General features: G+C 56.7%; 19 protein-coding genes and 1 rRNA gene. 6 read left to right on the plus strand and 14 right to left on the minus strand.

The annotated features are described in order from the left end of the window. The first annotated feature begins 3 nt into the window (after positions 1-3). Positions 4-119, plus strand: a 5S ribosomal RNA gene (rrf, locus tag HZS80_RS19350). 580 nt (positions 120-699) lie between these two features. On the opposite strand, the gene HZS80_RS19355 is transcribed toward rrf, so the two are convergent. Beyond that, positions 700-1,560 carry a LysR substrate-binding domain-containing protein gene (locus HZS80_RS19355; RefSeq protein ID WP_035556836.1) on the minus strand — a complete coding sequence of 287 codons (861 nt, stop codon included), beginning with the start codon at positions 1,558-1,560 and terminating at the stop codon, positions 700-702. Positions 1,561-1,706: 146 nt separating this feature from the next. Between HZS80_RS19355 and HZS80_RS19360 the strand changes: the two genes are divergently transcribed. From HZS80_RS19360 to HZS80_RS19380, 5 genes are all read left to right on the plus strand, one after another. Continuing rightward, the gene (locus HZS80_RS19360; protein WP_035556833.1) at positions 1,707-1,955 is read left to right on the plus strand and encodes a DUF1127 domain-containing protein; all 249 of its coding nucleotides are present in this window, start codon (positions 1,707-1,709) and stop codon (positions 1,953-1,955) included. 80 nt (positions 1,956-2,035) lie between these two features. After that, positions 2,036-4,390 (plus strand): Tex family protein, encoded by a 2,355-nt coding sequence (locus HZS80_RS19365; protein WP_179917018.1) that lies wholly within the window; start codon positions 2,036-2,038, stop codon positions 4,388-4,390. A 130-nt stretch (positions 4,391-4,520) separates the two neighbouring features. Continuing rightward, the gene (gshA, locus tag HZS80_RS19370) at positions 4,521-6,164 is read left to right on the plus strand and encodes a glutamate--cysteine ligase (RefSeq protein WP_179917019.1); all 1,644 of its coding nucleotides are present in this window, start codon (positions 4,521-4,523) and stop codon (positions 6,162-6,164) included. After that, positions 6,161-6,661: a disulfide bond formation protein B gene (locus HZS80_RS19375; RefSeq protein ID WP_008957649.1), complete on the plus strand. Its 501-nt coding sequence runs from the start codon at positions 6,161-6,163 to the stop codon at positions 6,659-6,661. The genes gshA and HZS80_RS19375 overlap by 4 nt, the downstream gene beginning before the upstream one ends. 27 nt (positions 6,662-6,688) lie before the next feature. Then, the gene (locus HZS80_RS19380) at positions 6,689-7,552 is read left to right on the plus strand and encodes an alpha/beta hydrolase (RefSeq protein ID WP_179917020.1); all 864 of its coding nucleotides are present in this window, start codon (positions 6,689-6,691) and stop codon (positions 7,550-7,552) included. A gap of 160 nt (positions 7,553-7,712) precedes the next feature. Here the strand turns inward: HZS80_RS19380 and HZS80_RS19385 are convergent, their stop codons facing one another. From HZS80_RS19385 to HZS80_RS19445, 13 genes are all read right to left on the minus strand, one after another. Further along, positions 7,713-8,126: a RidA family protein gene (locus HZS80_RS19385; RefSeq protein ID WP_035556822.1), complete on the minus strand. Its 414-nt coding sequence runs from the start codon at positions 8,124-8,126 to the stop codon at positions 7,713-7,715. Between the two features lie 11 nt (positions 8,127-8,137). After that, positions 8,138-8,545: an acyl-CoA thioesterase gene (locus HZS80_RS19390; RefSeq protein ID WP_179917021.1), complete on the minus strand. Its 408-nt coding sequence runs from the start codon at positions 8,543-8,545 to the stop codon at positions 8,138-8,140. A 14-nt stretch (positions 8,546-8,559) separates the two neighbouring features. After that, the gene (locus HZS80_RS19395; protein ID WP_179917022.1) at positions 8,560-9,240 is read right to left on the minus strand and encodes an ABC transporter ATP-binding protein; all 681 of its coding nucleotides are present in this window, start codon (positions 9,238-9,240) and stop codon (positions 8,560-8,562) included. Further along, a complete protein-coding gene (locus tag HZS80_RS19400) occupies positions 9,233-9,985 on the minus strand; it encodes an ABC transporter ATP-binding protein (protein ID WP_179917023.1) in 753 nt (250 codons plus the stop codon). Before HZS80_RS19400 ends, HZS80_RS19395 begins: the two co-directional genes overlap by 8 nt. Continuing rightward, positions 9,978-11,042: a branched-chain amino acid ABC transporter permease gene (locus HZS80_RS19405; RefSeq protein ID WP_179917024.1), complete on the minus strand. Its 1,065-nt coding sequence runs from the start codon at positions 11,040-11,042 to the stop codon at positions 9,978-9,980. Before HZS80_RS19405 ends, HZS80_RS19400 begins: the two co-directional genes overlap by 8 nt. Further along, the gene (locus tag HZS80_RS19410) at positions 11,035-11,955 is read right to left on the minus strand and encodes a branched-chain amino acid ABC transporter permease (RefSeq protein ID WP_035556806.1); all 921 of its coding nucleotides are present in this window, start codon (positions 11,953-11,955) and stop codon (positions 11,035-11,037) included. Before HZS80_RS19410 ends, HZS80_RS19405 begins: the two co-directional genes overlap by 8 nt. 63 nt (positions 11,956-12,018) lie before the next feature. Beyond that, positions 12,019-13,161: an ABC transporter substrate-binding protein gene (locus HZS80_RS19415; RefSeq protein WP_035556802.1), complete on the minus strand. Its 1,143-nt coding sequence runs from the start codon at positions 13,159-13,161 to the stop codon at positions 12,019-12,021. A gap of 40 nt (positions 13,162-13,201) precedes the next feature. Beyond that, positions 13,202-14,905: an AMP-binding protein gene (locus HZS80_RS19420; RefSeq protein ID WP_179917025.1), complete on the minus strand. Its 1,704-nt coding sequence runs from the start codon at positions 14,903-14,905 to the stop codon at positions 13,202-13,204. A 125-nt stretch (positions 14,906-15,030) separates the two neighbouring features. Beyond that, positions 15,031-16,164, minus strand: a complete 1,134-nt coding sequence (locus HZS80_RS19425) for an acyl-CoA dehydrogenase family protein (RefSeq protein ID WP_179917026.1) — start codon at positions 16,162-16,164, stop codon at positions 15,031-15,033. Beyond that, the gene (locus HZS80_RS19430; RefSeq protein ID WP_179917027.1) at positions 16,164-16,976 is read right to left on the minus strand and encodes an enoyl-CoA hydratase family protein; all 813 of its coding nucleotides are present in this window, start codon (positions 16,974-16,976) and stop codon (positions 16,164-16,166) included. The genes HZS80_RS19425 and HZS80_RS19430 overlap by 1 nt, the downstream gene beginning before the upstream one ends. 24 nt (positions 16,977-17,000) lie before the next feature. After that, positions 17,001-17,453, minus strand: coding sequence for a MarR family winged helix-turn-helix transcriptional regulator (locus tag HZS80_RS19435; protein ID WP_179917028.1), 453 nt, complete (start codon positions 17,451-17,453; stop codon positions 17,001-17,003). Then, positions 17,450-18,190: an SDR family NAD(P)-dependent oxidoreductase gene (locus tag HZS80_RS19440; RefSeq protein WP_179917029.1), complete on the minus strand. Its 741-nt coding sequence runs from the start codon at positions 18,188-18,190 to the stop codon at positions 17,450-17,452. The genes HZS80_RS19435 and HZS80_RS19440 overlap by 4 nt, the downstream gene beginning before the upstream one ends. Further along, on the minus strand, positions 18,187-20,472 hold the full coding sequence (locus HZS80_RS19445) for a bifunctional salicylyl-CoA 5-hydroxylase/oxidoreductase (protein ID WP_179917030.1): 2,286 nt from the start codon (positions 20,470-20,472) through the stop codon (positions 18,187-18,189). The genes HZS80_RS19440 and HZS80_RS19445 overlap by 4 nt, the downstream gene beginning before the upstream one ends. Positions 20,473-20,572: the final 100 nt, after the last annotated feature.

Here is a 20,572-nt window from a genome sequence, read left to right on the forward strand (position 1 = left end):
ACGCCTGACGACCATAGCACGCGTGAACCACCTGATCCCTTGCCGAACTCAGCAGTGAAACCGCTTAGCGCCGATGGTAGTGTGGGGTCTCCCCATGCGAGAGTAGGTCATCGTCAGGCACTTATTAAGAAAAACCCCGAGCACTCTGTGTTCGGGGTTTTTTGTTGCGTGGAAGAAAAGCAGGGATCTCCCCATGGAGAGCAGCAGGGAGCCGCCTTCCGGCTGATTTTTTTGTTGGGCGTTAGGCATGCATGGCGCGTAGCACCTTTTAGTCCAACTTATTTATGAGGCGGGCTTAATGCTCTTCATGGGCTGCTGCGGTACGGAACCATCCATCCGATGAAGTTTTGATGTACTTCGCGACTATGAAACTAAGCCCGCTTTTCAAGCTCTTTAGATAAAGAGTGGAAGATGGCAATCATCGCTTTGTCGGCTGTGAACTATTGCGATTTACTAGCGAGATGAAGAGCCTCTTTGGCACGGGTTGGCCAAGTTTTTTCGAGCATGTACAAGGACATATGCTGACCGAGCTGGATTTTAAACTGATTTGGCCGTGAGCTGAATACCATTGAGTTCTATGCCCAAGACTATAATGTTATATATTTTAATATGAGCCGAGTCTACAGAACTACATTGGTATAACAATGTAGTTACGCTCAGGTTTGAGCCTCCTCTTAACGTTTCTTAAACCGACGCAGCTTATACCCTAAACCCTTCAACAATATGCTCGGCCAAGCTATTAATAATCGGTGACTGGGTTGGGGAGGTGCGCAATAAAACGATGGATGATTCGGGTAATTCGGGAAATCCTTCTTTTTTACCCAATATCTGCATATCGGCGGTGACTAAGCTGCGCATCCAGGCAGACACTGCCAACCCCGCCCCCACAACTGCCTGTAACGTCGCTAAGCTCGGGCTGCTGTAAGCGACGCGATAGGCCCGGTTAGCGCGATCCAGCGCATTACAGGCATGGCGGCGACAAAAACAGGGTGCCTCAAATAGGGCAAGCGGCACCGGCGTCTGTAAATGTGTGCAATGACTCTCAGCCGAGACCCACACGGTAGCCTCACGCCTTAAAATGGTGCCAATTTCGTCGCCTATCTCCCGCGTCATAATAATCAGGTCTAGGCTCCCCTGCGGCTGCTGGGAGAGCACTGATGAGGGTGCGCAGTGCACATCGACATCCACCAGCGGCCAAGCTTGGGAAAAGGTTTTCAGAATGCCGGGCAGAAAACGCATCACATAATCATCCGGCACACCCAGGCGGACACGACCCACCATATCGGGTTGGCGCAGAAGCGTTAGCGCCTCTCCCTGCAGCGAAAGAATTTTGCGCGCATAGCCCAGCAGCGTATGTCCTTCGCTGGTCAGTTGCAGCGGCTTGCTCTGACGCACAAACAGCGGGCGCTGAATAACGTCCTCTTCCAGCCGCTTAATTTGCATACTCACGGCGGATTGCGTGCGGTTCACCGTTTGGGCAGCACGGGTAAAACCGCCCTGGTCAACAATGGCAACAAAGGTACGCAGCAGTTCGTGATCAATCGTGGGTAGCATCGCCATAGATATCAATCTTATTGATGTGGTGCATAAAGAGTATTCGTTGGATTGATTGTAAGTGCTGCTCAATACTTGTTCCAACACTTTATCACCGCGCTAAATGAGTAGGGCGATAAAGCAGGCAAGCACCGCAGATGGGAGGGGTTGAAATGGAATGCTTACTACAAAACCAGCAGGTCGATAGCCGTCAGCAGATCGATCAACGTCAACAAGTTGAACAGCACCCATGCCGCGTAACATGGCGAGCTAGGTTTAATCGCTGGCGCCAGCTTAGTCGCGAGCGTGATGCCTTGCGCCACTTAAGCGACGATATGTTAAAAGACATTGGCATCAGCCGCGAAGCCGTTCAGCGGGAAGCACGCCGCCCGTTTTGGGATGACAGTGGCTGGCGCCGCTAATGCCTCAAGCCATGCCAGCCGTGACGCGTTTGTGATACCTTGTTGTCACTTAAAAATGCTGCATGAGTTAGTTGCAATTTATGGATGTCAATCAGCGTATTATTTCCCGCCTAGCGACTGAGCTAGGCGTTCGTCCCGAGCAAGTATCCGCCACGGTGGAGCTACTGGATGGCGGCGCCACCGTGCCGTTTATTGCCCGTTACCGTAAAGAAGTCACCGGCGCGCTGGACGATATTCAACTGCGCCAGTTAGATGAACGCCTGCGCTACCTGCGCGAGCTGGAAGAGCGCCGTGCCACCGTGATCGCCGCCATCGATGAGCAGGGTAAGCTGGACGGCCCGCTGAAAGCGAGCATTGACGCTGCTGAAACAAAGCAGCGACTGGAAGATTTATACCTGCCCTTCAAGAAGAAGCGTCGTACCAAAGCGCAGATTGCCCGCGAGGCGGGGCTTGAACCACTGGCCGATGCGCTGCTGGCCGATCCAACGCTTACTCCGGAAAGCGAAGCAGAAAAGTATCTGCGACCGGCAGAGGGTGATATTCCCGCCATCGAGGATGCCAAGGCCGCCCTGGATGGCGCCAAGCAGATTCTAATGGAGCGCTTCGCCGAAGACCCCGAACTGATCGGCCAACTGCGTGAACGGCTTTGGCAAGAGGGCGAACTCAGCGCCCGCGTGCTGGAGGGCAAGCAGCAGGAGGGCGCCAAGTTCTCCGACTACTTCGAGCACGATGAAAAACTCGCTAAAGCGCCTTCTCACCGCGCTTTGGCAATGTTCCGTGCCCGTAACGAAGGCGTATTGAGTCTGTCGATTCGTCTACCCGGCGAAGACGACGCCCCTATTCATCCTGCCCAGTTAGCGATTGCCAAGCAGTTTGGTATTAGCGACCAGGGCCGTGCAGCGGATAAATGGTTAGCCGAAGTCGTACGCTGGACCTGGCGCGTGAAACTCTACACGGCGCTTGAAACCGAGCTATTGGGTCGCTTACGTGAACAGGCAGAGCTCACCGCCATTGAAGTGTTCGCGGCAAATCTAAAAGACCTGCTGCTAGCCGCACCGGCGGGGCAGAAAGTGACGCTTGCTATCGATCCCGGTCAACGCACCGGCTGTAAGGTCGCTGTGATCGATGCCACCGGGCAGTTTGTCGACCACACCACAATCTACCCGCACGCACCACAAAACCGCTGGGATGAGTCTCTCAGCGTGCTAGCTAAATTAGCGAAGCAGTATGGCGTGCAACTCATTGCCGTGGGTAATGGCACCGCCAGCCGCGAAACCGATAAGTTGGCGGGCGAGTTGCTTAAAGCCCTGGCGCCTGACTATCGCTTAAGCAAAGTGATGGTCTCGGAGGCGGGAGCGTCGGTTTACTCTGCGTCCGAGTACGCTTCACGAGAAATGCCGGATCTCGACGTTACCGTTCGTGGCGCTGTCTCCATCGGCCGTCGTCTCCAAGACCCGCTGGCCGAGCTGGTGAAAATCGAACCCAAATCCATCGGTGTGGGTCAGTATCAGCACGATGTTTCCCAGGTACAGCTATCGCGTAGCTTGGAAGTCGTGATTGAAGACTGTGTAAACGCCGTCGGCGTCGATCTGAATACCGCCTCCAGTGCACTGCTTTCACGGGTGGCTGGGTTAAGTGCTGCGCTGGCTGAAAATATCGTTGCCCAGCGCAACGTCAAAGGCGCCTTTAAAAACCGCAAAGAGTTGCTAGAAGTCAGTCGCCTGGGCGCGAAAACGTTCGAGCAGTGCGCCGGTTTCTTACGCATTCATAATGCTGATAATCCCTTGGATGCCAGCGCCGTTCACCCCGAGGCCTACCCCTTGGTAGAGCGGATCGCCAAGCAGAGCGGCCGTGAAGTACGCGGTTTAATCGGCGATAGCGCTGCGCTAAAAGCGTTAAAGCCTGCCGACTTTGCCGATGAGCGCTTTGGTGTGCCCACGGTGAGCGATATCTTGAAAGAGCTGGATAAACCCGGCCGTGATCCGCGCCCGGAATTTAAAGCTGCCGAGTTCCGCGAAGGTGTCGAAACACTTAACGATCTTAAGCCCTCAATGGTGCTCGAAGGCACGGTCACCAACGTGACACATTTTGGAGCTTTTGTGGATATCGGTGTCCATCAGGATGGCTTGGTGCATATCTCAGCACTATCGGACCGCTTTATCGACGACCCACGTAGCGTGGTCAAGGCGGGGGATATTGTGACGGTTAAAGTCATGAGCATCGATATTCCCCGCAAGCGGGTTGGGCTATCCATGCGTCTGGATGACCAGCCGGAGGCCGAAAACGCTAATAAGGACAATGGCTCCCCTAAAGATCAACCCAGCGCTAACCGTAAGCATTCTCGGGGGCAGCGCAATAGTGCTAAATCTGCCGAAACGGAAGCGCCCATGGGCGCACTCGGTGCTGCGTTGCTAAAAGCACGCGGCGGCAAATAGTCGCGCGCCTTGAAAAAACCATGGTTGCCGCCATATCCTGTTGTCTATTTTGAGACAGCGATGATGGCGATGCCACCTGACTACACCAAGGCCCGCTCACCGCGGGCTTTACTGACAAGGAGTGTTCACCTTGCCTGAACCACTCACTGTGCCATCCGCGCTGACCGCGCAAGTTGAACGCCTAATCCCCAGCGCGCGCCTTGGTCGGTTGGGCCGCCTGCGTCGTGGGCTTGAAAAAGAGGGGCTGCGGGTTGATGCCAATGGACACATTGCCCAAACGCCGCACCCGCACGCGCTGGGCTCCAAGTTAACCCACCCGCATATCACCACCGACTATTCAGAGTCGCTGCTGGAGTACATCACCCCGGTCTACTCCCAGCCGAGTGAAGCGCTGTCGTTTCTGTCTGACCTGCATACTTTTACTTATCACCACCTGCAGGATGAATGGATCTGGCCTGGCAGTATGCCTTCAAGGCTGTCCGGTAACGACAGTGTGCCGATTGCCGACTACGGCTGCTCCAATGTCGGCACCATGAAGCATGTCTATCGCAAGGGGCTGGACATACGCTACGGCCGCATCATGCAGGCGATTGCGGGTGTTCACTACAACGTATCGTTGCCCGATGACATGTGGCATGCCCTGCGCGAGATGGAAAAAGCCACCAATATTCCGTTCAACGATTACCGCTCCACCCGCTATTTCGGCATGATCCGTCACTTCCGCCGCCATAGCTGGCTGTTGCTGTACCTTTTCGGCGCTTCACCGGCCATCGATAGAAGCTTTTTGCCTGACGACAAAAAAGTGCCTGAAAAGCTGCAGTCACTCAGCGACGACACCTATTTTGCGCCCTACGCGACGACGCTACGTATGTCCGATTTGGGCTATCAAAACAAGGTGCAGTCGCAGCTCAAAATCTGTTTTAACTCGCTCTCGAATTACGTCAACACCCTACGCCACGCGATCTCTTCACCGTGGCCTGATTATGAAAAAATGGGTGTTAACGTCGATGGCGAATGGCGGCAGCTAAACGCCAATATTCTGCAGATTGAAAACGAGTACTACAGTGATATTCGCCCCAAACGGGTCGCCAAACACAACGAAACCCCCAGCCAGGCACTCGAAGCCCGCGGCGTGGAGTACATCGAAGTTCGCTGTTTGGATCTAAATCCTTTTGATCCACTTGGCGTAACGGAAACGCAGATGCGCTTTGTGGACACCTTCTTGATGTGGTGCCTGCTCAGCGACAGCCCGTGGATCTCCGATGAAGAGTGTGACCGCTTGGACGACAACCGTCGCTGGGTAGTCGAGCGTGGCCGCGACCCTGAGCTTAAGCTGTTTAATCACGGTGAAACGACGTCGGTGCGTGAGTGGGGCGAACAAATATTCGCCGAGATGGGGGAAGTCGCCCGCCTGTTAGATGCCGTCGAAGAGGGAAGTCCTCATGCTGACGCACTGGCAGAGCTCGCTCCACGCCTAGCAGACCCTTCGCTAACGCCATCAGCACAGGTGCTCGAACGTCTCAAAGCGAACGGCGGCTCGCTAAGTGATTTAATGCTTAGCCTGGCCCAGGAGCAGGCGGAGCAGCTGAAAGCAGAACCGATGCAGCGCAGCCGTGAAGCGCTACTTGCTCAACTGATTGAAACCTCGCACCAGCAGCAGCGCGATATTGAAGCCGCTGATAAGGAAACCTTTGAAGCGTTTCTAGAGGCCTATTTCGCTAAGGCTCGCGAGTCCCGAGCTTTGTCCGCGCTGCCATCTGAGGCTCATCAATGATCCTGCATACATATCGTTCGGTTGCCCTGGCCGGTTTGGCCTTCTGCGTTCTAATGATGGCGGTGGCGCTTGGCCTGGAGCATATCGGTGGCTTTGAGCCTTGCCCGCTATGTATCTTCCAGCGTGTCGCGGTCATCGCGGCGGGCATTGTGTTTGCCATTGCCGCCATCCACAGCCCGGCAGGGCGGGTCGGTAAAGTAATTTACGCAGTGCTGGCGCTGGCTGCCGTAGGCACCGGTGCCTTTATCGCCGGGCGTCACGTCTGGCTGCAAGGCTTGCCCGCCGATGAAGTGCCTTCCTGTGGTCCCGGGCTTGATTACATGATGGACATCTTGCCCATGCAGGATGTCGTGGCCATGGTGTTAACGGGCTCGGGCGAGTGCGCCAATATCGATTTCTCGTTGCTCGGCCTATCACTGCCCGCCTGGACGCTAATCGGATTTGCCATTCTGGCAATCGCCCCGCTGCGTATGCTGTTGATGAAAAGCCGGGGTTAGTAGGGCGTCAGCGATAAGGAGACGTACATGCTTTATCAACATTTTGCGACTCAAGAAGAGATCGATCGCGCCTACGAACCGATGATGGGTCGTGACCCGGCGGTGTTGGTAAAGGATTGGCGTGAGCGCAGTGAGGCATCAAGAGTTAACAACCGCACAACGCTCGATCTGCCTTATGGCCCAACGCTTGCTGAGCGCATGGATCTCTTTCATGCCGATGCATCTCATGACGAGCATCCAAAAGCCCCGGTGCATGTGTTCTTCCACGGCGGCTACTGGCGCTCGCTGAGCCATCGTGAATTCAGCTTTATTGTCGATGACTTGGTGAATGCCGGTATCACCGTCGCGGTGGTCAACTACGCGCTCTGCCCACAGGTTCGCTTTAGCGAACTGGTGCGGCAGAGCCAAGCAGCGGTGGCCTACATTTATCGCCATGCCGCTGAGTTGGAAGTTGATCCTGAGCAGCTGAGTATTTCGGGACACTCGGCGGGCGGGCATTTATGCGCGATGTTAATGTCGACGGACTGGGAAGGCACCTTTGGCTTACCCAACCAGTTGATTCGCGGCGCGCTCTGTATCAGCGGTTTATACGACCTGCGGCCATTTCCTTGGTCATGGCTGCAGCCCAAGCTTCAGCTTAGCGGGCGCGATGTGCAGGAGTTCAGCCCCTTATGGCTACCGTGCCGAGTGCCTGCGCCTATCAAGCTGGTAGCAGGGAACCTGGAGTCTGAGGAGTTCGAGCGCCAGATGAGCAGCTATGCTGAGCATTTAAGCCAGCAAGGCCAAACAGTGGCTCAGCAGCTTCTTCCCAACGTAGACCACTTCTCGATTCTTGAGCACTATCTAAACGATGGTTGTTTTGTTGAGTGGATTAAAGGGTTTCACTGCTAATACCAAGCAGCGTCCAGTTAGGGCGCTGAAAGTTCGGCTTCCAGCGAGGGGCTGGGGCAGGGTATAGCGGGGGTCTTTTTCCAGGGATGGAAAAAGTAGCGCCCATGGATGGGTTCACAGCGCCCCCGCGGCACCCTGCCGCTGCCCCTTACTCATAACGCTATACGGCCGGAATCACCGCAGTCGCTTCGATTTCTACCTTGGCCTGATCTTCGACAAGCCCCGCCACCTGAACCATCGTCATTGCCGGAAAATGCTTGCCCAGCACCTCGCGGTAGGCGGCGCCCACCTCCTTAAGCCGCGCCAAATACTCCCGCTTATCCGTCACATACCAGGTTAACCGCACGATATGCTCCGGGCCTGCATTAGCCTCTTTTAAGATCGCCACGATATTTTGCAGCGCCTGGTTCACTTGCACGACAAAGTCATCACTTTCAAATACCTGGTCGGCATTCCAGCCAATCTGGCCGCCGACAAACACAGTTTGGCCCGAAGCCAGCACGCCGTTAGCGTAACCGACCGCTGCTTTCCAATGCGAAGGGTGAAGAAGCTGATGAAAGTTGGCGTCACTCATTATGGCTATCCTTATAGGTTATCAACGGTAATATGCTGGCGTATTGCCTCTGTCCATGGCATCGGCTTACCGCTACTTAAATCCACAAATACCAGGGTTGAATCACTGGTTAAGCGCTTTTGCTCTCCGCAATAAGCGACAATCTGCAGCGTTAAACTGCTGCGCCCCATGGACTGAACCCTTAACTCAAAGGTCAGCCGTTCGCCTAATCGGCTAGGCGCATGAAACTGGGTATCGATAGCAGCAGTGGGCACGCCCGTACCGGTCTCCACATGCAGTTGGTTAAAGTCGTGGTGCACGACCTCCTCAAACCAATCCTCTACCACCGAGTTGATCATCTCGAAATAGCGAGGGTAAAAAACGATACCGGCCGGGTCACAGTGCTGAAAACGAACCTTCCGCTGCGTGGTAAACGCCATTATTATTTTCCTCCCTACACACCCAGGTAACGGTCACGCACAGCACTGTCCAGTGCCGCTGGTTTCCCATCCCACACCGTGCTGCCCTTTTCAAGAATGGTGCAGCGGTCAGCGATAGGCAGAATCTCGCTTAACGACTTATCCACCAACAGCGTGGCCTGGCCTTGCTCTTTAAGCAGCCGAATCGCTCGCCAGATCTCCTGGCGAATGACCGGCGCCAAGCCTTCGGTGGCTTCATCAAGTACTAGCAAGCGCGGATTGGTCATCAATGCCCGGCCAATGGCCAGCATCTGCTGCTCACCGCCAGAAAGGGTTTTGGCCATTTGTGCTCGGCGCTCCTCCAAACGCGGAAACAGCGTTGCCACTTTTTCCAGCGTCCACTCGCCGGGGCGAGCGGTGACCAGCAGGTTTTCGCGTACCGATAAATTGGGAAAGCAGCGACGACCCTCCGGCACCAAGCCAAGCCCTGCCTTGGCGATGCGGTAAGCGGGCAAACGGCGTATCTCTTGAGATTCAAATTCAATAGTGCCGCGGGTAGCTTGCGTCAGACCAAATATCGAGCGAATGGTGGTGGTTTTACCCATACCATTACGGCCCATCAACGCCACCATTTCCCCGGCGTTCACCTCAAGGTTGACGCCAAAGAGCGCCTGGGAGGGGCCATAAAACGTTTCAATGTCAGCAACCTTAAGCATCAGAATCTCCCAGGTAGGCTTCACGAACGCGCGGGTCCTGCCTAATCGCCTGGCTATCGCCGTGGGCGATAACGCTGCCAGAGACCAGCACCGAGATGCGATCGGCAAGCCGAAACACCGCTTCCATATCGTGCTCGATTAGCAAAATGGGCACTTCCAGCTTTAGCGTTTCCAGCAGCTCGGTCAGCTTCGCCGAACCTTCCGGGCCCAGGCCCGCCATGGGCTCATCCAGCAAAAGGGCGCGGGGCTTAAGGGCCAGGGCGCAAGCCACCTCCACTTGACGGCGCTCACCATGGGAAAGCTCAAAGACCGGCGTCCAGGCGCGATGGCTAAGCTGCATGCGCTCCAGGGCCGTATAAGCGGGTTCAAGCAGGTGCCGGTCACGGGCGACGGGTTTCCAGAAGCGAAAGCTATGACTCTGCAGCGCCTGAACGCCCATCATCACGTTGCGCATCACCGAAAGCGGCTCAGCCAGCGAGGAGACCTGAAAACTACGTCCCAGCCCCAAACGGGCGCGTTGGGCAATGCTCATACCGGTGATTTCGGTATCAGCTAGAAAAACGCGGCCCTCATCCGGGCGTATATTGCCGGCAATTTGGCCGATCAACGTCGATTTACCCGCCCCATTGGGCCCAATCAGGGCGTGGATTTCTCCTGGCTTAAGATCCAGCGAGACATCACCGGTTGCCTGCAACGCCCCAAAACGTTTATTCAGGTTTTGCAGTGAAAGAACGATATCACTCATTGCGCTCCCTCCCAGCTAACCAACCCATCACCCCGTGTTTGGCGAACAGCACCACGCCAAGCAGGACTAAACCCAGGAATAGCTGCCAATACTGGGTAACGCCTCCGAGGAATGTCTCCATCATTACAAACAGCACTGCACCGGCCAGCGGGCCATACAGGCGCCCTACGCCGCCCAGAATCACAATCACCATCAGTTCACCGGAGAAGTGCCAACTGAGCATGGTAGGGCTAACAAAGCCATTTAGATCCGCATAGAGCGCACCGGCAAGCCCGGTAATTGCCGCAGAAATCACAAACGCCACCAGGCGAATGGGGTAGGGGCTAATCCCAGCAGTGGCCAAACGCACATCGTTAAGCCGCGCCATGGTGAGTGCTGCACCAAAACGTGATTTCATCAGCCGTGAGGTGATCGCCATCGCCAGTATTAACCCGGTGAAGCAGATCAAAAAATAGGTTAGCGCATCGCTGCTATCGACCACCGGAAGAGTATTGCGTATATAAATCGGCAGGCCGTCTTCGCCGCCATAGGTTGGCCAGGAGTTGGCAAAGTAGTAGATCATCTGCGCAAAGGCGAGGGTGATCATAATGAAATAGACCCCCGTGGTGCGCAGCGAGATAGCGCCGATGGCTAGCGCCAGCAGTCCGCACAGCAGCATAGCGGCGAGCCATATCACTAGTAAGTTGTCGCTGCCCGGCACGCTGAAAGGCCACGTCATAAAGGGGGTCAAATCAAAAGCGTGATAGGCACTGATGCCCGCCACATAGCCGCCTAGGCCGAAATAGGCCGCATGGCCAAAGCTTACCATGCCCCCATAGCCAATCGCCAAGTTAAGCCCGACGGCGGCCATAGCAATAATGGTGATCCGCGAGGCCAGATTGACGTAATAAATTTGGCCAGAGAAATAAGCCACCACCGGTAGCAGTAATAGCAGGCCGAGTAGGGTCATCTGAACCAACCCTTTGCGGTCAAAGTGGCGGTCCGCTTTGGGCGCTGGCGCAGCGTCAACTGTGGTACCTCGCGACGCGCTATTCGAAAGGGAAGTGTTATTAGTCATTGGCAGAGAACAGTCCCTTAGGCTTGAAGGCGAGAATAACGGCCATGAGGATATAGATCAGCATCGCGGCCAGCGCCGCGCCGACACCTGTCGCCTCAGAGGGCGGCATAAACGCACGGAAAAAGATCGGCAAATAGACCCGCCCCAACGTATCGACCACACCCACCAACAGGGCACCCAGTAGCGCCCCTTTAATGGAGCCGATACCACCAATCACGATCACGACGAAGGCCAAAATCAGCACCGGTTCACCCATGCCTACCTGTACAGACTGTAGCGCCCCCACCAATGCACCGGCTAAGCCTGCCAACCCCGCGCCCAACGCAAAGACCACGGTATACAGCTTGGAAATATTCACCCCCAGCGCACCAATCATTTCGCGGTCACTTTCTCCGGCCCGAATGCGCATGCCTAAGCGTGTTTTAGAGATCAAAACGTAAAGGGCAATCGAAATAACAATGCCCACGCCAATAAGCATCAGCCGATAAATGGGATAGCGAGTATCGCCGGGCAGGGTGACAAACCCGGTTAGCCAGGAAGGCGGGCTAAGTCGCATCGGCGACGAACCAAAAATCCAGCGCGTGCCTTCCGAAAAAATCAGTATCAGCGCAAAGGTCGCTAATACCTGGTCAAGGTGAGGGCGGTGATAAAGTCGACGGATCACCAACAGCTCTACCAACGCGCCGACCATCGCGGCGGCAGCCATGCCAGCCCCAAGGCCAATTAAAAAAGAGCCCGTTGAAGCAGTGACCGCCGCCGTGGCGTAGGCCCCCACCATATAAAAAGAGCCGTGGGCAAGATTGATGAGCCCCATTACCCCGAACACCAGAGTGAGGCCGCTAGCCATCAAAAACAGCATCGTGCCGAGCTGCACGCCGTTAAGTAATTGCTCAATTAGCAGGGTAACGGACACGTTAGTTAACCTTAACGAAGGTGAAGAGAAATGGCTGGGTGTAGGCACCCAGCCGAGACGAGTTTACATTTCGCACTGCTCGTAATAGACGTCTTGAATATCTTCAATAGCAATACCAATCAGGCGATTGGTGGGCTGGCCATCGTCACCTTCCACGACTTCACGCACGTAAATATCCTGGATAGGGTGCTGGTTCGGGCCAAAGCGGAATTCACCGCGCACGCTATCAAAGTCGGCGGCCCGCAGTGCTTCGCGGAAGGCGTCTTTGTCATCGGGGTGGGCAGTTTCCAGCGCACTCAGAATCAGGTTGGCGGTGTCGTAACCCTGTGCCGCGTAAAGCGTCGGCATACGGTCATAGGCCGCCTGGAAACCCTCGACAAAGCGGTCGTTGGCTTCGTTTTCAAGGTCATAAGCCCATAGCGAAGTATTGCGTGCGCCGATTGCCGCGCTACCTACTGCCTTGATCAGGATTTCATCAAACGAGAAGGCGGCGCCAAAGATCGGCATATCAACGCCGGAGCTTTCCCACTGCTTCATAAACGAGATGCCCATGCCGCCGGGGAGAAAGAAGAACAGGCTGTCGGCATCGCTATCACGAATTTGGGCGATTTCGGCCGCGTAGTCGGTCTGACCCATCTGGGTGTAAAGCTCGCCAACGACCTCACCTTCATAGAGGTGCTTGAAGCCCGCCAGCGCATCGGTGCCCGCAGGGTAGTTGGGCGCCATGATGATCGGGCGCTCATAACCTTGTTCACGCATGTAGGCACCCATGGCGCCGTGCAGGTTGTCGTTCTGATACGCCACGTTGAAATAGTTTTCGTGGCACATGCGGCCAGCCAGGTCGGAAGGGCCGGCATTAGGGGAGAGATAGAAGGTGCCCTGACGTGTGACGGTAGGCACCACCGCCATTGCCAAGTTGGACCAGATAATGCCGGTTAGAATATCGACCTCATCACGCTGCATAAACTCATTGGCCAAGCTGCGCGCCAAGTCAGGACGGTTAGCGTCATCTTGAATCAACACTTCTACATCGTCACGGCCAGACTGCTCAAGAGCGAGCATAAAGCCATCGCGAACGTCTACGCCCAGGTGCGAACCGCCGCCTGAAAGCGTGGTGATCATGCCGATCTTGACGTCATCGGCGTGAGCCGTTACCAAGCTGGATGAGAGCAGTAAGCCAAGGCCAAAGCGGGATATCATTTTCATGGATCATTCCTCATTTTTTAATCGTTTATTGCTTAGAGGGTCATACGTTGGTGTCGGTACTATTTGTGTCGGTACTATTTGTATTGGAGCTATTCATGTCGGAGCCAGGAGAGTCAGCGCTCGGGTAATGTTCCTGGCTCAGCCGAAAGCGCTGAACCTTACCCGTGGATGTTTTAGGTAGCGCCTCGATAAAGCGTAGGGAGCGAGGGTACTTATACGGCGCGATGGTCTGCTTCACGAAGTCCTGCAACATTTGCTGACATTCTTCATCTTGCTGAAAACCATCGTTTAGAACAACAAAAGCCTCGACAATTTGGCCACGCTCCTGGCTAGGCGCCCCGATCACCGCACACTCTTTTACGGCAGGATGGGCCAGCAGCGCGGCCTCCACCTCAGGGCCTGCGATGTTGTAACCCGCCGAGACGATCATGTCGTCGTTGCGGGCGGCGAAATGAAAGTAACCCTCTTCATCCTGATAAAACGCATCGCCGGTGATATTCCAGCCTGTCTTCACATACTTATGCTGGCGCTTGTCGGCCAGGTAGCGGCAGCCGGTGGGGCCGCGTACGGCCAGTTTGCCGACCGTTCCGGGCGGGACATCCTGCATATCGTTATCAACAATACGCGCTTCGTAGCCTGCCACCGGCTTGCCGGTACAGTGGGGGCGGTGGTCGTCCAGGCGATTGGTGATGAAGATATGCAGCATTTCCGTGGCGCCGATGCCATCGAGAATCGGTGTGCCGGTTTGCTTGATCCAGTCATGATAGATCGGCGCGGGCAGGGTTTCGCCAGCGGAGACGGCAACGCGTAGGCTGCTCAAATCCTCATGGCGAGTAGGTGCTGAGAGCATCGCCCGGTAGGCTGTTGGTGCGGTGAAGACCACCGTGGCCTGATACTCGCGGATAATGTCCATCATATTAGGCGGGGAGGCGTGTTCGAGTAGCACGGCGGTGGCGCCGAAGCGCAGCGGGAAAATGGCCAGCCCGCCCAGACCAAAGGTAAATGCCAGCGGCGGCGAACCGACGAACACGTCCTCCGGCGTTACCTGCAAGACTTCCTTGGCGTAGCCGTCGGCAATCACCAACAGGTCGCGGTGAAAGTGCATGGTGGCTTTGGGTGAGCCGGTAGTGCCAGAGGTAAACCCCAGCAGCGCCACATCGTCGGCGGCGGTATCTACGGCATCAAAGGTAGCGGGTTTGCTCAACGCCAAGCGGTCAAGCTCTGCGTCGTGGTTAGCGGTGCCATCAAAGCCGACGATACGTTTGAGGGCGGGGGTAAGCTCCTGGCAGGCGATGAGCTCATCCAGCAATCGGGTATCGCACAGGGCGAGGCTGATATCCGCTTTATCGATTACCTGGCATAGCTCTTTGGTGCGTAGCATCGGCATGGTGTTGACGACCACGGCGCCTGCTTTGGTGGCGGCCAGCCAGCAGGCCACCATGGCCGGGTTATTGGCGGAACGTATCAACACTCGCTGGCCGGGAACCACGCCCAGGTCTTCGACCAGCACGTGGGCAAGGCGGTTGGTCCACTCGGTGAGCTCGCGGTAAGTGCGGCGTCGGCCATTACCCGCTAAGGCAATCCGTTCACCGTGGCCCAGGTTGAGCAGCCGATCGCACAGTTCGACGCCTGCGTTCAGGCGTTCAGGATAATCGTAGCCCGCGAGCAGAAACTCAGGCTGACCATCAGTGGGTGGCAGGTTATCCCGCGCAAAAGTATCAGCATGAGCCGACTGGATAGTCATGACCAACCTCCGTATTTGGTGTCATTGTTTATTCCTGCCAACGCCTCGAAAGAAGAATCGGCAGGGATACGGTGTCTGGCGTTGTGTTTTATTGTTTTGAGAACTGCTGTACGGCTTTTTGCTGCTTACTCCTCCGCAAGCATGCTGCGGGCGATGACGACTTTCTGTACGTCGGAAGCGCCTTCGTAAATACGCAGCGCGCGGATTTCCCGGTAGAGGCTTTCAATAATATGGCCCTTGCGAACGCCGTCGCCGCCGTGCAGCTGTACCGCTTGATCAATCACCAGCTGGGCCTGGTCGGTGGCAAATAGCTTGGCCATTGCCGCTTCACGGGTCACTCGCTCAGCGCCTTGATCTTTCGTCCAGGCAGCGCGGTAGACCAGCAGGGCGGCGGCATCCACGTTTAGCGCCATATCCGCCAGGTGGCCCTGCACCATTTGTAGATCGGAAAGCGTAGCGCCGAAAAGCTCCCGGGAGCGGCTGCGGGAGAGCGACTCCTCCAGCGCCCGGCGGGCGAAACCCAGTGCGGCCGCGCCGACCGTAGAGCGGAAAACGTCCAGCACCGACATGGCAATCCGGAAGCCCTGTCCAGGCTTGCCAATCAGGGCGCTGGCAGGCAGCACCATGTCGTTGAAACCCAGCCGCGCCAGTGGGTGAGGCGCCACCGTCTCCAGCCGTTCGCGGATCTCCAGCCCTGGCGTGTCGGCGGGCACTAAAAAGGCCGAAAGCCCCTTGGCTCCGGGGCCTTCACCGGTACGGGCAAAGACTGTGTAGATATCGGCAATGCCGCCGTTGGAGATCCAGGTCTTTTCGCCATTCAAACGGTAGCTGTCGCCGTCGCGCTCGGCGGTGGTATCCAGTTGCGCTACATCGGAACCGGAGCGCGGCTCGCTCAGGGCAAACGCGGAAATTGCTTCACCACGCCGGGTTTTTTCCAGCCACTGCTTCTGTTCATCGCTGCCGTATAGGCTGATTGCACCGGTTCCCAGCCCCTGCATGGCAAACGAAAAATCGGCCAGGCCATCATGGCGGGCCAGGGTTTCACGGATCAGGCACAGGCTGCGCACATCGATATGCTCGCCAGCGGTGCCTTGCAAAAAGCCCGCTTTGCCCAGGTCGCGCACTAGCTGGATACAGGTGGCATCCACATCGCTGTGATCGCGGGGTAGTTCAGCATGGCACCACGCCTCAAGCTGCTCGGAAAGTTCGCGATGCTGGGCCTCAAAAAAGGGCCACGCTAGAAAACTCTTGTCGCTCATCAGTCCCCCTTAAACTCAGGTTTTTGTTTGGCTACAAAGGCGTGGTAGGCGCGCTCGAAATCGTTGGTCTGCATACAGATTGCCTGGGCCTGGGCTTCCGATTCGATGGCCTGCTCCAGACTCATCGACCACTCCTGGTTTAGCTGGGTCTTGGTAATGCTGTGGCCAAAGGTCGGGCCCTGAGCCAGCCGGGTGGCGTAGGCAATGGCGTCTTCTTCAAGGGCATCCGGCTCGACCACGCGGTTGTAGAAGCCCCACTGGAAGCCCTCTTCGGCACTCATGCTGCGGCCGCTGTAGAGCAGGTCTGCGGCGCGGCCTTGACCGATAATGCGTGGAAGAATCGCGCAGGCGCCCATATCGCAGCCCGCCAGGCCCACCCGGGTAAACAGGAACGCCGTGCTGGCGCGAGGGGTGGCAAAGCGAATATCCGAGGACATGGCGATAATCGCCCCCGCCCCCACACAAATGCCGTCTACGGCGGCGATAATGGGCTTGCCGCAATTCAGCATGGCCTTGACCAGATCCCCGGTCATGCGGGTGAATTCGAGCAGGCCCTTCATATCTTTGCCCACTAGCGGGCCGATAATTTCATGTACATCGCCGCCGGAGCAGAAGTTCTCGCCGTTGGAGGTAAACACCACGGCCTGCACATCCGCGGCGTAGGCCAGATCACGAAAGGTATCGCGCAGCTCTGCGTAGCTCTCAAAGGTCAGCGGATTTTTGCGCTCAGGGCGATTGAGCCGAATAACGGCGACATCGCCACGCATTTCCCAGATAAAGTGCTCGGGGGCCAGGTCAACCATGCTCTTCATATTGTTGTTCTCGCCTGTCAGTGATTAGTGGGTATCGTCAAGAGAAGCCGGTAAGCGGTGGAGCAGCTCGCCGATATGATGGGCATCCTCTTCGGTCACCCCTTCGAACAGCGCGTTGATCCAGCGCTCATGCTCAATGGCCATGGCACTGAAGCTCTCGCGGCCAGCGCCGGTCAGGCAGACCCGCGTGGCGCGACGGTCGCCCTCAATGGCAATACGTTCCACGGCGCCATCCTCCACCAAGCGATCGATGATGCCGGTGACATTGCCGTTGGAAACCCGCAGCCGCTTGGAGAGCTCGTTCATTTTTAGGCCCTCCGCACTGGCGTACAGGGCCGCCATGACATCAAAGCGGGGGAGTGTGGAGTCGTGCTCGGTACGCAGTCGCTCACGCAGCTCGGACTCCACCTGACGGGTAACCCGCAGCATGCGCAGCCATAAGCGCAGGCGTTCTTTACTTAAGCTTTCTGCCGTCATACTTCGCCCCCTGAGATGGAAATCGCCTGGCCGTTAATCGCGCCGCTGTTAGGCCCGCATAGCCATAGGGCGGTAGCGGAGACCTCAGCAGGAGTGACTAAACGTCCGGTGGGGTTGGTAGATTGAAAGTGCGCGGTAGCCTGTTCGGCGGACTGACCTGTTTTGGTCACAATGTTCTCGACGCTGGCGGCCAGCAGCGGTGTATCGGTAAAACCGGGGCAGAGCGCATTGACGGTCAGGTTGCGGGTGGCGGTTTCAGCCGCTAGTGAACGCACCAGGCCCACCACACCGTGTTTGGCCGCGCAGTAAGCGCCCACGTAGGCGTAGCCCTTCAGGCCAGCCGTGGAAGCCACGGCAATCAGTCGGCCGCCATCGTTCAGCTGTTTCAGTCCTTCACGCAGGGTTAGAAACACCCCGCTGAGGTTGACGTTCAGCATGTGCTGCCACTGCTCGAAAGAGGTCTTGGCGAAAGGGGCGCTTTCCGCGGCCCCGGCGTTGGCGATCACGATATCGACGCTGCCCAACTCCTCGAAGAGCGCCACCATGGCGGCCTCATCGGTGACATCCACCACGGCGACATGGATGCCTTCGTGCTGCTCGGCGACCGCTTGCAGGGCAGCTTCCCGGCGGCCGGTAATCGTGACCTCGGCGCCCGCTTGGGCAAAGGCCAGGGCCATATCGGCACCAATCCCGCTGCCACCGCCGGTAATCACAGCTTTCTTGCCGGTCAAATTCATATCCAACCCTCGCCACGTTCAGCCAAGCGCTGCAACTGATCGGCGCCTGCTCGATAGGGGGCAGGCCACTCCACTTCGCTGTCACCTAAGCCAGCGGCAACGTGCAGTAGCCAATAAGGGTCAGCCAGGTGAGGGCGGGCGATACAAACTAAGTCAGCGCGCCCAGCAATAAGAATCGAGTTCACATGGTCGGCCTGATAGATATTGCCCACCGCCATGGTGGCAATCGATGCTTCGTTACGAATCCGGTCAGAGAAGGGGGTCTGGAACATGCGCCCATAAACGGGCTTTGCCTGAGTCGAGGTCTGCCCGGCAGAGACATCGACGATATCCACCTCAGAATCGCGCAGCCGTTTGGCGATTTCCACCGCATCGTCCGGGGTGATGCCTTCTTCGCCGCACCAGTCGTTGGCAGAAATACGCACCGAAAGCGGCTTATGAGCGGGCCAAACGCGGCGCACGGCGTTGATCACTTCCAACGGGTAACGCAGCCGATTATCTAAAGCGCCGCCATACTCATCGTTACGATGGTTGGTCAGGGGTGTGATAAACGAAGAGAGCAGGTAGCCGTGGGCGGCGTGAATCTCGATCATATCGAAGCCCGCGCGGTCAGCCATTTGCGCTGCGCTGACGAACTCGTCGCGGATGCGATCCATATCCTCGCGATCCATCGCCTTCGGCACCTGGTTGCGCGCTGCCCAAGGTTGAGCAGAGGCTGACAGTATTGGCCAGTTGCCCTCCGCCAGCGGGGCATCCATCTCCTGCCAGCCGAGTTGGGTAGAGCCTTTAGGGCCGGAGTGACCTATTTGGGCACACAGCTTGGCGTTGGTTTCCGCGTGAACAAAATCACACAGGCGCTTCCAGGCTACTTCATGCTCGGGGGCGTACAGCCCTGGGCAGCCGGGGGTAATACGCCCAGTGGGGCTGACGCAGGTCATTTCGGTATACACCAGTCCCGCACCGCCTTTGGCCCGCTCGGCGTAGTGGCTAAAGTGCCAATCGGTTGGGCAGCCATCCACGGCTTTGTACTGGGCCATGGGCGAGACCACGACGCGATTAATCAGCGTCATCTCTCGCAGTTGGTAGGGGGCAAACATCGGTGCGCGGGCGCTGTCTGGATTGCCCGCCTGGGTTTGAAACCAGCGCTCGGCGCTCTCCAGCCACTCGGGGTCGCGCACCCGTAGGTTTTCGTGACTGATGCGCTGGGAGCGGGTCAGTAACGAGTAGTTGAACTGCACCGGGTCGAGATCCAGGTAGCGCTCTACCTGCTCAAACCACTCGGTGGAGTTACGTGCCGCGGACTGTAAGCGCAGCACCTCGAAACGGCGGTCTTCTTCGTAGCGGGCGATGGCAGCTTCCCTACTGCTTTCACTGTGTAAGCAGTTAGCCAGCGTTATGGCGCTTTCCAGGGCGAGTTTGGAGCCCGAGCCAATCGAGAAGTGGGCAGTCGCTGCGGCATCGCCCATCAGTACTACATTCTCATAGCTCCAACGCTCGCAAAGCACCCGTGGAAAGTTGATCCACGCCGAGCCGCGTATATGGTTGGCGTTGGTCATCAGCGCATGGCCATCAAGATGCTTGGCAAAAATACGCTCGCAGACTGCAATCGATTCCTGCTGGCTCAGCTCACCAAAGCCAAACGCCTGCCAGGTGGCTTCACTGCACTCGACAATAAAAGTCGCCGTATCGTTATCAAACTGGTAAGCGTGGGCCCACACCCAGCCATGCTCGGTGTGCTCGAAAATAAAGGTGAAAGCGTCGTTAAAGGTCTGGTGCGTGCCCAACCAAACAAATTTACACGCCCGCACATCAATATCGGGTTTGAAATGCTCAGCATAGGTTTGGCGGGTGCGGGAGTTCAGGCCATCGGCCGCCAACACCAAGTCATATTCTTGCCGGTACTGTTCAATGGCGTCTTCTGTGGCATCGGTTTCAAAACGCATGTCTACGCCGAGTTCGCGGGCGCGCTCCTGGAGCAGAATTAACAGCTGGCGGCGGCCAATACCGCAAAAGCCGTGGCCGGTGGAGACGGTTTTGACGCCTTTATGAACAACTGCAATATCATCCCAATAGGCGAAATGCTCACGAATTCGCTCTGCGCTAACCGGGTCGTTGGCTGCCAGGTTGTCTAGGGTTTCATCTGATAACACCACGCCCCAGCCAAAGGTATCGTCTGCACGGTTACGCTCAAACACCACGATCTCATGGGAAGGGTCCTGCAGTTTCATACTGATGGCGAAATAAAGGCCAGCAGGCCCTCCACCCAGGCAGGCAATTCTCATTATTTTTCTCCACAGGGAAATACACTCTGTTTTTGAAGATAGGAGAGGTATGTATAAAATTCAAGCTTAAACTGTTTATGTTTAAAATACTTTTCTATGC

Source organism: Vreelandella glaciei (genome assembly GCF_013415125.1).
GTDB lineage: Bacteria > Pseudomonadota > Gammaproteobacteria > Pseudomonadales > Halomonadaceae > Vreelandella > Vreelandella glaciei.